At 67.8% G+C, this 13,703-nt stretch carries 13 protein-coding genes; 9 read left to right on the top strand and 4 right to left on the bottom strand.

Translation table 11 applies throughout. The features are described 5' to 3' along the window. The 8 genes from KDH83_RS24870 to KDH83_RS24835 all read left to right on the top strand — a co-directional run. Positions 1-333, top strand: a 333-nt coding sequence (locus KDH83_RS24870) for an ATP-binding cassette domain-containing protein (protein WP_212320685.1), incomplete at its 5' end; no start/stop codon positions are given. Between the two features lie 116 nt (positions 334-449). Then, entirely contained in the window at positions 450-962 is a 513-nt protein-coding gene (locus KDH83_RS24865) for a winged helix DNA-binding protein (protein ID WP_212320684.1), read from the top strand. Positions 963-971: 9 nt separating this feature from the next. Further along, a complete protein-coding gene (locus KDH83_RS24860; RefSeq protein ID WP_249205336.1) occupies positions 972-2,825 on the top strand; it encodes a dipeptide ABC transporter ATP-binding protein in 1,854 nt (617 codons plus the stop codon). A 40-nt stretch (positions 2,826-2,865) separates the two neighbouring features. Then, positions 2,866-4,386 carry an ABC transporter substrate-binding protein gene (locus KDH83_RS24855; RefSeq protein WP_212320683.1) on the top strand — a complete coding sequence of 507 codons (1,521 nt, stop codon included), beginning with the start codon at positions 2,866-2,868 and terminating at the stop codon, positions 4,384-4,386. 71 nt (positions 4,387-4,457) lie between these two features. Continuing rightward, positions 4,458-5,381, top strand: a complete 924-nt coding sequence (locus tag KDH83_RS24850) for an ABC transporter permease (RefSeq protein WP_103273787.1) — start codon at positions 4,458-4,460, stop codon at positions 5,379-5,381. Positions 5,382-5,386: 5 nt separating this feature from the next. Next, positions 5,387-6,253, top strand: coding sequence for an ABC transporter permease (locus tag KDH83_RS24845; protein WP_212320682.1), 867 nt, complete (start codon positions 5,387-5,389; stop codon positions 6,251-6,253). 19 nt (positions 6,254-6,272) lie between these two features. Further along, the gene (locus KDH83_RS24840; protein ID WP_212320681.1) at positions 6,273-8,012 is read left to right on the top strand and encodes a peptidase M14; all 1,740 of its coding nucleotides are present in this window, start codon (positions 6,273-6,275) and stop codon (positions 8,010-8,012) included. 56 nt (positions 8,013-8,068) lie between these two features. Next, positions 8,069-8,506, top strand: coding sequence for an acetyltransferase (locus tag KDH83_RS24835; RefSeq protein ID WP_212320680.1), 438 nt, complete (start codon positions 8,069-8,071; stop codon positions 8,504-8,506). 101 nt (positions 8,507-8,607) lie between these two features. On the opposite strand, the gene KDH83_RS24830 is transcribed toward KDH83_RS24835, so the two are convergent. Next, on the bottom strand, positions 8,608-8,790 hold the full coding sequence (locus KDH83_RS24830) for an oxidoreductase-like domain-containing protein (protein WP_212320679.1): 183 nt from the start codon (positions 8,788-8,790) through the stop codon (positions 8,608-8,610). Positions 8,791-8,799: 9 nt separating this feature from the next. After that, positions 8,800-9,399: a GNAT family N-acetyltransferase gene (locus KDH83_RS24825; RefSeq protein ID WP_249205335.1), complete on the bottom strand. Its 600-nt coding sequence runs from the start codon at positions 9,397-9,399 to the stop codon at positions 8,800-8,802. A gap of 300 nt (positions 9,400-9,699) precedes the next feature. Between KDH83_RS24825 and KDH83_RS24820 the strand changes: the two genes are divergently transcribed. Continuing rightward, positions 9,700-11,646, top strand: a complete 1,947-nt coding sequence (locus KDH83_RS24820) for a hypothetical protein (RefSeq protein WP_212320678.1) — start codon at positions 9,700-9,702, stop codon at positions 11,644-11,646. A 55-nt stretch (positions 11,647-11,701) separates the two neighbouring features. Here the strand turns inward: KDH83_RS24820 and KDH83_RS24815 are convergent, their stop codons facing one another. Together KDH83_RS24815 and KDH83_RS24810 are read right to left on the bottom strand one after the other, a co-directional pair. Continuing rightward, complete coding sequence (locus KDH83_RS24815) at positions 11,702-12,304, bottom strand: class I SAM-dependent methyltransferase (protein ID WP_212320677.1); 603 nt, start codon at positions 12,302-12,304, stop codon at positions 11,702-11,704. After that, positions 12,301-13,703: lytic murein transglycosylase (locus KDH83_RS24810; RefSeq protein WP_349291666.1), on the bottom strand; the 1,403-nt coding region annotated here is incomplete at its 5' end. The genes KDH83_RS24815 and KDH83_RS24810, both read right to left, overlap by 4 nt.

The following is a 13,703-nucleotide window of genomic DNA, read 5'->3' as shown; positions in this document are numbered from 1 at the left end:
CCGGGCGAATTGCGCAGCCGGCTTGCCCTGCTGGGCCTGGGCCCCGCCCAGGTGGACGCGCCGGCGGCCCGCCTCAGCGGCGGCGAGAGGATCAAGGCGGCGCTGGCCTGCGCGCTGTGGCGGCAGGAGCCGGCGCAACTCCTGCTGCTGGACGAACCCACCAATCATCTGGACCTGGCATCGGTGCAGGCGCTGGAGGCGGCGCTGTCCGGCTATCCCGGCGCGCTGGCGGTGGCCTCGCACGACGCGGCCTTCCTGGCGGCGCTGCGGCCCACGCATCGGCTCGCGTGGGAAGACGGGAGATGGACGGACACAACGGCGGCGCCGGCATGAGCCGACCGGGCGCCGCATAGCCCTGAAGCCGGGTAATCCCGAATGCCCTGACAGCAACGAATCGTTAATAATTCGCTAACGTTTTGTCATTGATCCCTTGTTGTCCGCCGTACCCCATGCCTGCTTCCCGCCGGGACGCCATCGTTTCCTCCTCCCATCTCGCTTCTTCCTCCCCCGAGCTGTCCGAGGTGGAGTTCGGCCTGATCATCGCCTCGCACGCCTTCAACCGCTGGATGGTGCGTTGCATGGCCTGTGCCGGCCTGCCCGAGCTGACCTCGCTGGACATCCTGGTCCTGAACCACGTGTTCCATCGCGGCCGCGGCAAGAAGCTGGCCGACATCTGCTTCACGCTCAATGTCGAAGACACGCACCTGGTGAACTACTCGCTCAAGAAGCTGGAGCGGCTGGGCGTGGTGCGCGGCGTCAAGACCGGCAAGGAAGTGATCTATTCCACCACCGACGAAGGCGCCGCGGGGATCCGGCGCTATGCCGAGGTGCGCGAGCAATGCCTGGTCAAGCCCTACATCGATTCGCCCGCCGCGGACGAGGCCAGCCATCAGCTGGCCAACACCCTGCGCGCGCTTTCCGGCCTGTACGACCAGGCCGCGCGCGCCGCCACCTCGCTGTGAGATTCCACGTTGTCTAGCTCCACTGCCTCCCCTGCCGCCCCGCTGCTGTCCGTGCGCGGCGTATCGGTCGACTTCAATACCGACAACGGCGTGTTCCGCGCGGTCGAGAACCTGGACTTCGACGTGCGTCCCGGCAAGACGCTGGCCATCGTCGGCGAGTCCGGCTCGGGCAAGTCGGTCACGTCCATGGCCATCATGCGGCTGACCGACTACACCAGCGGCCGCATCGCCTCGGGCCAGATCCTGTTCCGCGACAGCGCCGGCCAGGAAATCGACCTGGCGCAGGCGTCCGAGGAGCGCATGCGCGCGATTCGCGGCAACGACATCGCCATGATCTTCCAGGAGCCGATGACCTCGCTGAACCCGGTGTTCACGGTCGGCGACCAGATCATCGAGGCCATCATGCTGCACCAGCAGCTCTCGCGCGGCGCCGCCCGCAAGGCCGCTCGCGCGCTGCTGGAAAAAGTGCGCCTGCCCGACGCCGAGGCGTTGCTGGACCGCTATCCGCACCAACTGTCCGGCGGCATGCGCCAGCGCGTGATGATCGCCATGGCCCTGTCCTGCCAGCCGCGCCTGTTGATCGCCGACGAGCCGACCACCGCGCTGGACGTCACCATCCAGGCGCAGATCCTGAACACCGTGCGCGCCCTGCAGCGCGACCTGGGCACCGCCGTGATCTTCATCACCCATGACATGGGCGTGGTGGCCGAGATGGCCGACGACGTGGTGGTGATGCTGCGCGGCAAGAAGGTCGAACAGGGCACGGTGGAAGAAATCTTCCGCGCGCCCAAGCACCCCTATACCCGCGCCCTGCTGGCCGCCGTGCCGCGCCTGGGCAGCCTGACCGGCCGCGACCTGCCGCTGCGCACGCCGCAGACCGTGCTGGAGGACGGCGAGCTGCGCGAAGTGGGCGAGACCCGCGACCAGGACACCGCCCGCTACGACGAGCCGGTGCTGCGCGTGGAAAAGCTGACCACGCGCTTTGACGTGGGCCACAACCTGTTCGGCCGCGTCACGCACCGCGTGCACGCCGTCGAGGAAGTCAGCTTCGACGTCTATCCGGGCGAGACGCTGGCGCTGGTGGGCGAATCGGGCAGCGGCAAGTCCACCATCGGCAAGACCCTGCAGCAGCTGATCGCGCCCACCGGCGGCGCGGTGCGCTACAACGGCCAGGACATCTTCTCGATGGACAGCGCCGGCCGCCAGCGGCTGCGCCAGGAGATCCAGTACATCTTCCAGGATCCCTACGCCTCGCTGGACCCGCGCAAGACCGTGGCCTTCAGCATCGCCGAGCCGATCCGCACGCACGGCCTGCTGTCGGACGAGGCCGCCATCGCGCGCCGCGTCGGCGAGCTGCTGGAACAGGTGGGCCTGAAGCCCGAGCACGCCGCCCGCTATCCGCATGAATTCTCGGGCGGCCAGCGCCAGCGCGTCTGCATCGCGCGCGCGCTGGCCAGCAACCCCAAGCTCATCATCGCCGACGAATCGGTGTCGGCGCTGGACGTGTCGATCCAGGCGCAGATCCTGAACCTGCTGATGGACCTGCAGAAGGACCGCGGCCTGTCCTACCTGTTCATCACCCACGACATGGCGGTGGTGGAAAAGGTCAGCCACCGCGTGGCGGTGCTGTACCTGGGCCAGATCGTGGAACTGGGCACGCGCCGCCAGATCTTCGAATCGCCGCAGCACGCCTACACCCGCAAGCTGCTGGCCGCCGTGCCGGTGGCCGAGCCGGGCCGCCACATCGACACCTCGCTGATCGAAGGCGAGATCCCCAGCCCGGTGCGCCGCGTCGGCGACGAGCCGGCCATCATTCCCCTGGCCGAGTTCGCGCCCGGCCACCTGGTCGCCCGCGCGGCCTGATTCCCTTACGTCAGCACATTCCCCGTCCCTGGAGGCGACCATGCATTTCCTCAGCAAGACCTTCTCCGCCACCGCGCTGGCCCTGGCCCTGGGCGCCGCCCTGCCCGCCGCGCACGCCGCCGGCACGCTCAACGTGGCCATCAACCAGGATCCGGGCAGCTGGGACCCGATCGACACCTTCGTGACCTTCTGGGGCTCGGTGGGCAGCAACCTGTACGACGGCCTGACCATGCGCGGCGCCGACCTGAAGCTGCAGCCCGGCCTGGCCACCAAGTGGGAATACCTGGACGACAACAAGCGCCTGCGCTTCACGCTGCGCCAGGGCGTCAAGTTCCATAACGGCGAGCCCTTCAACGCCGATGCCGTGAAGTTCACCTTCGACCGCCTGCTGGGCGCGGAAGGCGCCAAGGGTCCGCAGAAGTCCAACTACGACTCGATCGGCGAAGTGAAGGTCGTGGACGAGAACACCGTCGACTTCATCCTCAAGCAGCCGGACCCGGTGCTGCTGACCAAGCTGGCCGGCTACGGCGCCATGATCGTGCCGCCCAAGTACATCCAGGAAAAGGGCGAGGACAACTTCAACACCCACCCGGTCGGCACCGGTCCGTTCAAGTTCGAGAGCTACCAGCCCAAGGTCAACGTGACCCTGGCGCGCAACGACGAATACTGGGGCGGCAAGCCCAAGCTGGACAAGGTGGTCTACCGCTTCATCGGCGAGCCCGGCACCCAGGTCGCCGAGCTGCAGGCCGGCCGCGTCGACATCGCCACGCTGATCCCGCTGGGCCTGATCGAGACCGTGAAGAAGTCCGGCAACGCCGACGTCATCTCGACCGGCGGACCGGTGGCCTTCGCCCTGCGCTACAACACCAAGAACGGCATCACCACCAACCGCGACGTGCGCCGCGCGCTGATCATGGCCGTGGACCGCGACGCCATCGTCAAGCAGCTGCTGCTGGGCCAGGCCAAGACCATCGCCAGCTTCCAGGGCCCGCAGTCGTTCGGCTACAACCCCGAGCAGAAGCCCCTGCCCTTCAACCCCGCCGAAGCCAAGAAGCTACTGGCCGCCGCCGGCGTCAAGCCCGGCGCCACCGTGCAGATCGACGTGCGCGGCAGCGACTCGAACTTCCGCGAAGTGGCCCAGGCCGTGTCGGGCTACCTGCAGGCCGTGGGCGTGCGCGCCACCATCAAGCCGTATGAGACCGGCGTGCTGCTCAACGACATCATCCCCGGCGGCAAGACCGGCGAGATGTGGCAGAACCAGTGGGGCGGCTGGACCTACGACTACGACAACACGGCCTACCTGATGTACCACACGGGCCAGAAGTGGAACCCGTACGACAACGACGCCAAGCTCAACGCCATGCTGGAAGCCCAGCGCACCGTCTACGACGTGAAGAAGCGCGAAGCCATGCTGCAGGAAATCGCCGGCTACGTGGCCGACCAGGCCCTGGAGCTGCCGCTGTACAGCCTGAACACCATCGTGGGCGTGAACAAGCGCGTCAAGAACCTGGAAGTGCCCGGCGACATCCGCTTCCGCTTCCTAGACGCCTCGGTTGACTGAGCGCCGCCCTGGCGCTGACTTGAAGCATTAACCCCACCGACCCGCCCCGGCGCAAGCCGGGGCGGCGCCTTATGACCGGATTTCTCATCAAACGCGTGCTGCAGGCGGTCTTCGTGATCGTGGCCGTCACGCTGCTCGTTTCCTATGCCGTGCGCCTGACCGGCGACCCCGCGCTGATGCTCAGCCAGGGCTCGGGCAGCGTCACCGAGCAAGACCTGGCCAACATCCGCCAGGCGCTGGGCCTGAACCGCCCGTTCCACGAACAGTACCTGTCCTACATGCAGGGCCTGCTGCACGGCGACTTCGGCCGCAGCTTCATGGGCGGCACCCCAGTCGCCAAGCTGATCGGCGACGCGCTGCCCGCCACGCTGATGCTGGCCTTCAGCTCGCTGATCGCCTCGATCCTGATCTCGCTGCCGCTGGGCATCCAGGCCGCCATCAAGCGCGGCAAGCCCACCGACCAGGCCATCCGCATCCTGTCGCTGGTGGGTCTGTCGTTCCCCAACTTCTGGCTGGCGCTGATGCTGGTGCTGCTGCTGTCCATCACCTTCCCGCTGCTGCCGCCCTCGGGCTGGAGCGGCCCGGCCAGCCTGGTGCTGCCGTCGCTGACCATGGCCATCATCCTCAGCGCCACCAACATCCGCCTGGTGCGCACCACCATGCTGGAAACGTTGTCGGCGCAGTACATCATGGTCGCCCGCAGCAAGGGCCTGAAGGAACGCGTGGTGCTGTACAAGCACGCGCTGCGCAACTGCGCCATTCCGCTCATCACCTACCTGGGCCTGCAGTTCGGCGGCCTGATCGGCGGCATCGTGGTCATCGAGATGGTGTTCAACTGGCCCGGCCTGGGCACGCTGGCGTTCGACGCCATCTCCGGCCGCGACTATCCGGTGCTGCAAGGCACGGTCACCGTGCTGGCCGCCGTCATCGTCCTGGTCAACCTGATCGTCGACATCGCCTACGGCATCGTCGATCCCCGTATCCGCACGCGCTGAACCCCATGCAGACCTCTACCACCACCGCCGCCCCCAAGGCCGCCAAGCCGCGCAGCCGCTACCGCTCGCTGGAGTTCGTGCTGGGCGCCTGCCTGACCGGCGTCATGATCCTCCTGGTGCTGGCCTCGGGCTGGCTGTTCCCCGACGGCGGCGAGTCCATGGACCTGGCCGCCCGCCTGACCGCGCCCTTCGCCAGCGTGGCCCACCCCTTCGGCACCGACCCGCTGGGCCGCGACGTGCTCGCCCGCGTCATCGTCGGCGGCAAGATCTCGCTGCTGGTCGGCTTCGCCTCGGTGCTGGGCGGCGCGCTGCTGGGCATCGTCATGGGCCTGATCTCCGGCTACTACCGTGGCTTCTGGGACATGATCGTGATGCGCTTCGCCGACGTGCAGCTGGCGCTGCCCTTCATCCTGGTGGCCATCACCTTCATCGCCATCCTGGGCGGCGGCCTGTTCAACGTGATCTTCTTCATGATCATCTCGCAGTGGGTGCAGTACGCGCGGCTGGTCCGCGCCCAGGTGCTGGCGCTGCGCGAACGCGAGTTCGTGCTGGCCGCGCGCGCCTTCGGCGTGCGCGACCTGGCCATGATCCGCCACCACATCGTGCCCAACCTGCTGGGCCCGCTGGTCATCCTGATGACGCTGAACGTCGCCAACAACATCCTGCTGGAAAGCAGCCTGACCTTCCTGGGCCTGGGCGTGGATCCCATGATCCCGAGCTGGGGCGGTATGCTTGCCGACGGCCGCACCTACATGCAGACCGCATGGTGGGTCAGCGTCTTCCCCGGTCTGGCCATCATGCTGACGGTGCTGGGCCTGAACCTGCTGGGCGACTGGCTGCGCGACCGCCTCGATCCCACCGGCAAGGCCTAGGCCTCCAAGGAACACACGCATGTCATTGCTGGACAAAACATTCGACCGCACGCTGGACGCCTGGACCCACGCCTACATGGCGCCGGCCTGGCGCGGCGCGCACCTCGAGGGCTGGCTGTTCGAGGACGCCCAGGCGCGCCGCGCCGCCGAGGCCCGCCTGGCCCAGGCCGGCGTGCAGGCGCGCTTTCGCAGCGCCTACAAGCCGCTGCTGCATTACTTCCTGGAAGAGGTCGAGCGCGACGGCCTGGTCGCCGCCGAGATTCGCTATCCCCTGCACGAACACGCCCAGGCCAAGCGCTTCACGCTGGAGGCCTATCCGCTGGTCGCCCTGCTGAACGGCGTGCGCGTGAGCCTGCAGCCCGGCGCGTCCGATCTGCACTATGACGTCGACCTGCGCTACGCCGATGGCCGCGAGATCCGGTCGCGCGTGTTCGCGCCCAACCAGCTCGGCCACGCGCCGGACGGCGTGGCCGAGCTGTCGCCCACCGGCTGGCTGCGGGTGCGCGACGCCGCCGGCGAGACCCGCGTCGACGCGGCCCAGGCCACCGAATACCAACTGGCGTTCCGCGCCGCCATGGACGCGGTGCGCAACCATGCCTGGGGCGCTCACGAACCGTATTTCGAGCGCCTGGAGATCCGCGTCGACCTGCCCGGCATCGACTTCGCGCTGCCGGTCGACGAGGAAATCGTCAGCACCTACGAGGCGCTGCACGAGGACCTGTACTTCTCGCTGCTGGAACACTTCCAGCAGCATTCCGGCCGTCCGCCCGGCGACCGCGGCCTGCAGCCCGGCCAGATCATCCCCGACGTGCGCCGCCACGACGGCGCCGCGCACGTGCGCATCTCGGTCGAAGCCTTCACGCCCATATCGCCGGTCACGCCCGCCGTGCCCGGCTTCCCGCTGGCGCAGGCGCGCGAGCCGCTGTCGGCGGCGCAGATCGCCGGCTGCATGGCGGCCCTGGGCGGCGACACGTTCCAGGCCACCTCGCGCCAGGGCCGGCCGGTGCTGGGCACCTACCTGCGCGGCCCCGGCCCCGCCGTCTTCATTTCCGGCGCCCAGCACGCCAACGAAACCTCCGGCGTGGTCGGCGCGCTGCGCGCGGCGCAGGCGCTGGCCGCCAGCGGCAAGGGCCATTTCGCGCTGATCGCCGCCGAGAATCCGGACGGCTACGCGCTGTTCGCGCGCCTGCGCGAGCAGCATCCGCACCACATGCTCCACGCCTCGCGCTACAGCGCGCTGGGCGACGACATCGCCTATCGCGAGCGCGCGCCGTTCTTCGAGCGCGACGGCCGCCACCAGGCGCACGCCATCAGCGGGGCCCAGCTGCACATCAACCTGCACGGCTATCCCGCGCACGAATGGACGCGCCCCATGTCGGGCTACCTGCCGCGCCATTTCGAGCTGTGGACCATCCCGAAGGGCTTTTTCCTGGTGCTGCGCCACCACCCCGGCTGGGGCGAGCGCGCGCGCCGGCTGATCGAGGGCGTCACGGCGCGGCTGGCCCGCAACGTGCCCGGACTGGTGGAGTTCAATGCGCGGCAGCTGGAACTGTTCCGCGCGCATGCGCTCGAAACCGGATTCGCGGTGATGAACGGCATCCCGGTGCAGGTCACGGAAACGGACCGCGAGGAATTGCCCATGGCGCTGATCTCGGAGTTTCCGGATGAAACCGTCTACGGCGACCGCTACGTTTTCGCGCATACTGTCCAGATGGAAACCGTGCTGGCGGCGACCGACATCTATCGTTCAGGACTCTAGCGACACGCGACACGGCGCCGACCGGCCGGCGCCCGACACACAGAATCAATAAGAAAATGAACATCCGAGAACGCAACCACGGCGACGATCTGGCCCTGGTGGACATCTGGCTCAGATCCGTCCGCGCCACCCACGCCTTCCTGACCGAAAAGGACATCCAGGCGCTGTACCCGCAGGTGCTCAACGTCCGCCTGCCCGCCGTGCGGGTCTGGGTCTGTGAGGACGAGGCCGGCGAGATCGCCGGCTTCATCGGCCTGAAGGGCAACAAGGTGGACATGCTGTTCGTGGACGCCAACAAGCGCGGCAAGGGCGCCGGACGGCGCCTGCTGAACTTCGCGCTCTCGCTGCACGGCTGGCTGCAGGTCGACGTGAACGAACAGAACCCGCAAGCCATCGGCTTCTACCGGCACTACGGCTTCGTCGACATCGGCCGCTCGGAACACGACGAGGCCGGCCAGCCCTTCCCCATCATCCACATGAAGCTGGCGGGCTGAGACCCGCCGGCAGTCTTGCGCAAGGACGCGCCGCGCCCTCGCGGCCCGATGCGGCTGCGCTGCCCCGCGGATGCGCCCGCACGCCTCCACGGGACAGGACTCTAGGTCTCCGGATGACGCGCCTTCCAGGCCTTCAGCTCGTCGCGGTAGCGGTCCATCGCCTCGTTGTAGAGGTCGTACACACAGGGAATACAGCCGCTGTTGCAGCATTCCTCGGGCGCGGGCGCCACGGGAGGAACGGGCGGCGGGTCCTGGTCGATCGGGGGAACGGCGCGGGTGTTCATTGTGGAATGTTAGCGCTCCGGCGCGGCGCCGCCAGGCATGCCGCAGCGGTCCGAGCCCGTTGCGACAGGCTGCCCGGCCTGCCATTGCGCCCGATCCAGCTCATAGCGCAGCTTGGGTTCACCCGTGGCGGAAGGCGCCTGGCCCGCGCAGCGCAGGCCGGCTTTCTCCAGCACGCGGCGCGAGGCGCCGTTCGACGCAAGCACGGTCGCCATCATGCCCGGCAGTTCCAGCAAGCCGAATCCCATGGCCACGAGCGCGCGGGCTATCTCCCCGGCGTAACCCAGGCCCCAGGCTGAAGGCACGAAGGCGTAGGCGATCTCCGCCGCGAACGCCCCATCATGGGCCCCGGCCTCGGACGCGATCCGCTTGAGTCCGGCGCGCCCGACCAGCGCGCCGCTGCGGCGATCATTCAGCACATACATGCCGAAACCATGCCGGGACCAGTGCTCGGTGTTCTGCAACAGATAGCGCCGGCTGGCCGCCGCGTCGCGCGTGCCGCCCATGGTGGCCATGAGCGCCACGTCGGCGTGCATGGCGGCCACGAAAGGACCGTGCGTCTCGGCCATGCGCGTGGCGCGCAGGCGTTCGGTGACGAAGGTGTCGGGCAAGGCACTTTCCAACATCGACATGTTCAAACCAGGCGTTTCAGACGACTCGACAGATTGGCAATACAAATTCTGGAGCCGCAAGAGTACACAAAGCAATATGCGCGTTATTGACCCATGCCGCCGCGCTCCGGCGTCATCATGACGACATTTGTTTACAAATAAAATTATCTCAATAAAATTCAAAACACTCGGGCGGTTGCATTGCGGGCTTGACGCGCCCGACTCGCAATGGATCTTTCCGCCAAAGACATTCGATCTCCTACCCACGAACGCCTCACGACAGGTTTCAAGGAGCGGTGCATGCGCTTGTCCATCATTCTGCTTGGCCTTGCCGTTCTCACGAGCAATACCCACGCGGGCGCGTCCTCTCCCGTTCCAGGTGATTCGCCGATCGGCTGGAAGGTCGAAGCCTCGTTCGGGCCGTTCGGCTGGCTGCCGGATCCCGCGGCCGCGATGCAGGCCTGGACGCCGGATCAGGACGCCACGCTGTCGAGCTGGCTGAAAGGCGCGATGCAACGGACCAACAGCGCGTCACCCTATGCCGCCTTCATCGACGGTAGCGCCAGGTCTCCCTGGAATGACAAGGGCGGGCACTACGAGCAGGACTATGCGCAACCCACCCATACCGTCATCCGCGCCTGGCTGAATGATGCAGGGAAAGATGCCCAATGCCGCTGGCGCGTGGGCGCGCAGAGCCGCTATTCGCAACCCGTGCCTTGTGCCGAGCCGTTCCGGATCGTGGACGTTCCGCTCGAGACGGCCAGCACCATCGACGTCCTGAAAGAGGGCGCCGCCACGCCGGTGTCACGGACGATCACGGTACGGCACAAAACCATCGTCGCGCTCGGAGACTCCTATGCCTCCGGGGAAGGCAACCCCGACGTCCCTACCGCCTGGATTCCCAGGGACGTACGAAAGGACGGATTGAACTGGATATCGTCGGGCGTGAAATCGGAAGCACGCTGGTGGAACGTCGAGTGCCACCGTTCCTTCTGGAGCCACCAGACGCTGGCGGCCTTGAAGCTCGCGGCAGCCAGTCCCGACACGCTGGTCACGTATCTGCACTACGCGTGTTCCGGCGCGGAGATTCTTGACGGCTTGCTGGTGCGGCAGGAAGAACAGGCTGGAGCGGACCCGAACTGCATATATCGGAGACGGCCGACAGAAGAATCCGTCTTTCTGGACGAGAAGACCCTCGCCTGCTCGGCGCGACTAAGCCAATTGACTGCGGCCGTAAAGGACCTATGCGACGGCCATGCCATCCCGTATTCCGGCAAGAACCCGCAAGAGGTGAAGCTACAGGCGCAAGTACACAAGCAGAAGTACCGCACCGAGGTGCTGCGGCGTCACGGACTGGATATCGCCATATGCGCCGGAGAGTTCAGGAAGCCCGACCTGGTACTGGTGAACATCAGCGGCAACGACATAGGCTTTGCTCAATTGGTCGCCTGGGCTGTAGCACCCAGCAAGTACCGACTAGACGTGATCCAGGGCCTGGCCAAGAAAGGCAAGGTCGTCTGCCCGGAAAAGGCCAAGGCTGGCGGCTGCGGAGATCCTTATGACGTACATTTGCTCAGACAACTGGACCAGCGGCTGACGTACATGGCGCAGGCGCTCGCCGTCGGCCTGATGGGAAAAGACGCGGAATCCCTTGAACCCGGCGAGGCCCGGCGCTTCGTGCTGTCGTCCTATCCGGACCCTCTGATCATGTCGAACAAGCAATACTGCGGCGACGACGGCGGCTATAACCCGCATGGCCCCTGGATGGCACTGACCTTGCGCGCTCCGGGCCTGGTGAAGGGCTCTGCCGCCGGGTCCTGGGAATTCAACGTGCTGCAGGATGAAGCTCGCATCGTCAGCGAGAACCCAGTAAAGGAGCTGAATGCCAAGATCCGCAGTTTCGCCAGCGCGGCACGGTGGACCCTTGCCGACATGAACGGTGTGTTCACCGACAGGGGATGGTGCAATCCGGCCGAGACGGATCCCCCGCTGTCGCTGCCCTCGCATGCCTCCGAGCAAGACGCTTCCGCCTGGCGGTGCGACGGCATCACGGCCGCGAATCCCGCCTGCTGGCGTCCGTACGCCTATGCCCGGCGCTTCGTCCGTACCGGCAACGATGCCGCGTTGACACAGACGGACTCGCGCAACGGCGGCTACTTCGGCACCATGCACCCCAATGTTCATGGCCATGCCAGCCTGGCCGATGTCGTCCACGCCGCTGCGGCCGATGTCTTTCTCGCCCGCTGACGCCTCGTCGCCGCGGCGATGACGGGTCCGCGGCGACTCGCGGGGATGCGGCGCCCTATCCTCGCCGCAGCCCCAGCATGCTCCAGCGCACGTCGCCGCGATCCAGCATGTCCCCGCGCGTGCCCAGATGATGGCTGGACAGCCCGTGGCGCGCGGCCAGCGCGATGGTTTCGGCGGCCGACACGTCGAACATGCGGCGGCCCGGCGGCACGGGGCCGTGGCGCAGCGTCATCAGGATCTGGCCTTCCGGCGCCAGCAGCGCGGCCAGGCTGGCCATGCCGGCGGCGCGCTCGTCTTCGTCCAGATGCATCCAGACCGCCGTCAGCATGATCAGGTCATAGCGCTCGCCGCGCGCCCGCAGGCCGTCCAGGCCGGGCAAGGCGTCATCGCTCCACGCCAGTCCCGGCACGTCATGGCGGCGCTGGCCTTCGGCGCGCAGCTCGGCGGTGGGTTCAACCGCGATCACCTGGTGGCCCATGCGCGCCAGCGCCGCGGCGTCGCGGCCCGAGCCGGCGCCGATGTCCGCGATGCGGGCCGGCGCTGGCGGGATCAGGTGGGCCACTTCGGCGTGCACGTCGGCAAAGCTGATGCTCTCGTAGCGCTCGGCCAGGACCATGGCGTGCTCGCCATAGCCCTGGGTGCCCGACACCCGGCTCATTGTTGGCTGGGCTGGCTCGGCGGACGCGCCGGCGCGGCCAGCGGCGGCCACGAGGCCTTGACCGCGTCGTAGATGCGCTTGCCCACGCGGCCGTCCTGCGGCAGGTTGCGGCGCTCCTGCTCGGCGCGCACGGCCTCGCGGGTCTTGGCGCCGGGGATGCCGTCGGGCACGCCGACGTCGTGGCCGAAGTCGTACAACATGTCCTGCAGTTCCTTGATCTGCGCGCGCGACAGGCCGGGATCATCGGTCGGCCACGGCGTGGCCAGGCCCGGGCGATCCTGCAGGCGGTTGAGCAGCAGCGCCACGGCCAGCGCGTAGCGGCGCGACTGGTTGTAGTGCAGGATGGCGTCGAAATTGACGGTGGCCAGGAACACCGGACCGTGCGAGCCGGTCGGCGCGAACAGATAGGCCTGCTCGCCTTCGCCCGAGGACAGCTTGAGCGCGGCGCCGTTGCCCTGCTTCACGCCGGCCTGGGCCCATTGCGCGATCGTGCGGCGCTCCTTCGAGCCCACGTACTCGGCATCCGGCTCCGGCGGGATGGTGGCGGACAGGTCGACGGGCAGGCGCACCTCCACCACGGCCGGCAGGCCCATCGTCCACTTGGCGCGGCGCTTGCGCAGGTGGTTGGCGGTGGACGCCAGCGCGTCCGGCAGCGAGTTGTACAGGTCGATGCGGCCATCGCCGTCGCCATCGGCGGCCAGCTCATAGAACGAGGTCGGGATGAACTGCGTCATGCCGAAGGCTCCGCTCCAGGAGCCGACGAAGTTGTCGGCGGGCACCACGCCGTCGCGCAGCAGGCGCACCGAGGCGTAGGCGTTCTTTTCCCACAGCGGCTTGTTCTCGGTGCAGGCGCGCGTGAGCCAGGCGTTCAGCACATTGGTCTTGCCGATCTGGCGGCCGTAGTTGGTCTCGATGCCGAAGATGGCGACCAGCGTGGCCGGATCGACCTGGTACTGCTGGGCGATGGTGTTCAGCTGCGAGCCGACCTTCTTCATCATCATCTTGCCGTCGGCCACGCGCTCGTCGTCGACCGTCTTGGCGATGTAGTCCCACCAGCTCTCGCGGCCTTCGGGCTGGCCCTTGGCCGAGGACACCGTGGTCGGCAGCAGCTTGGCGCCGGCGGTGTACTTGTCCCAGTCGGCCAGCGTCAGGCCGTTGGCCGTGGCGCCCTTGCGCAGCTTGTCCAGGCAGGCCTTGGTGTCTTCCGCCGTCGGCATGATGACGACCGGATCGGCGGTGGCGGCGGGCGGCGGCGTGTCGTCGAAGCTGCGCTTGGGCGTCAGCGCCGGCGCGGCGGGCGCCGGCGTCTGCGCGCGCGAGCCGGTGGCCGAGGCGGGCTGAGCCTGCGCGGCGCCGGCGGCGGCGGTCAGCGCGGCGGCCAGCAGGATCTGGGGAAAGG

Source organism: Achromobacter sp. Marseille-Q0513 (assembly GCF_018195695.1).
Taxonomy (GTDB): domain Bacteria; phylum Pseudomonadota; class Gammaproteobacteria; order Burkholderiales; family Burkholderiaceae_B; genus Achromobacter.
Note: the sequence above shows the minus strand (reverse complement) of the source record. Positions and strands in the feature narration are given on the sequence as shown.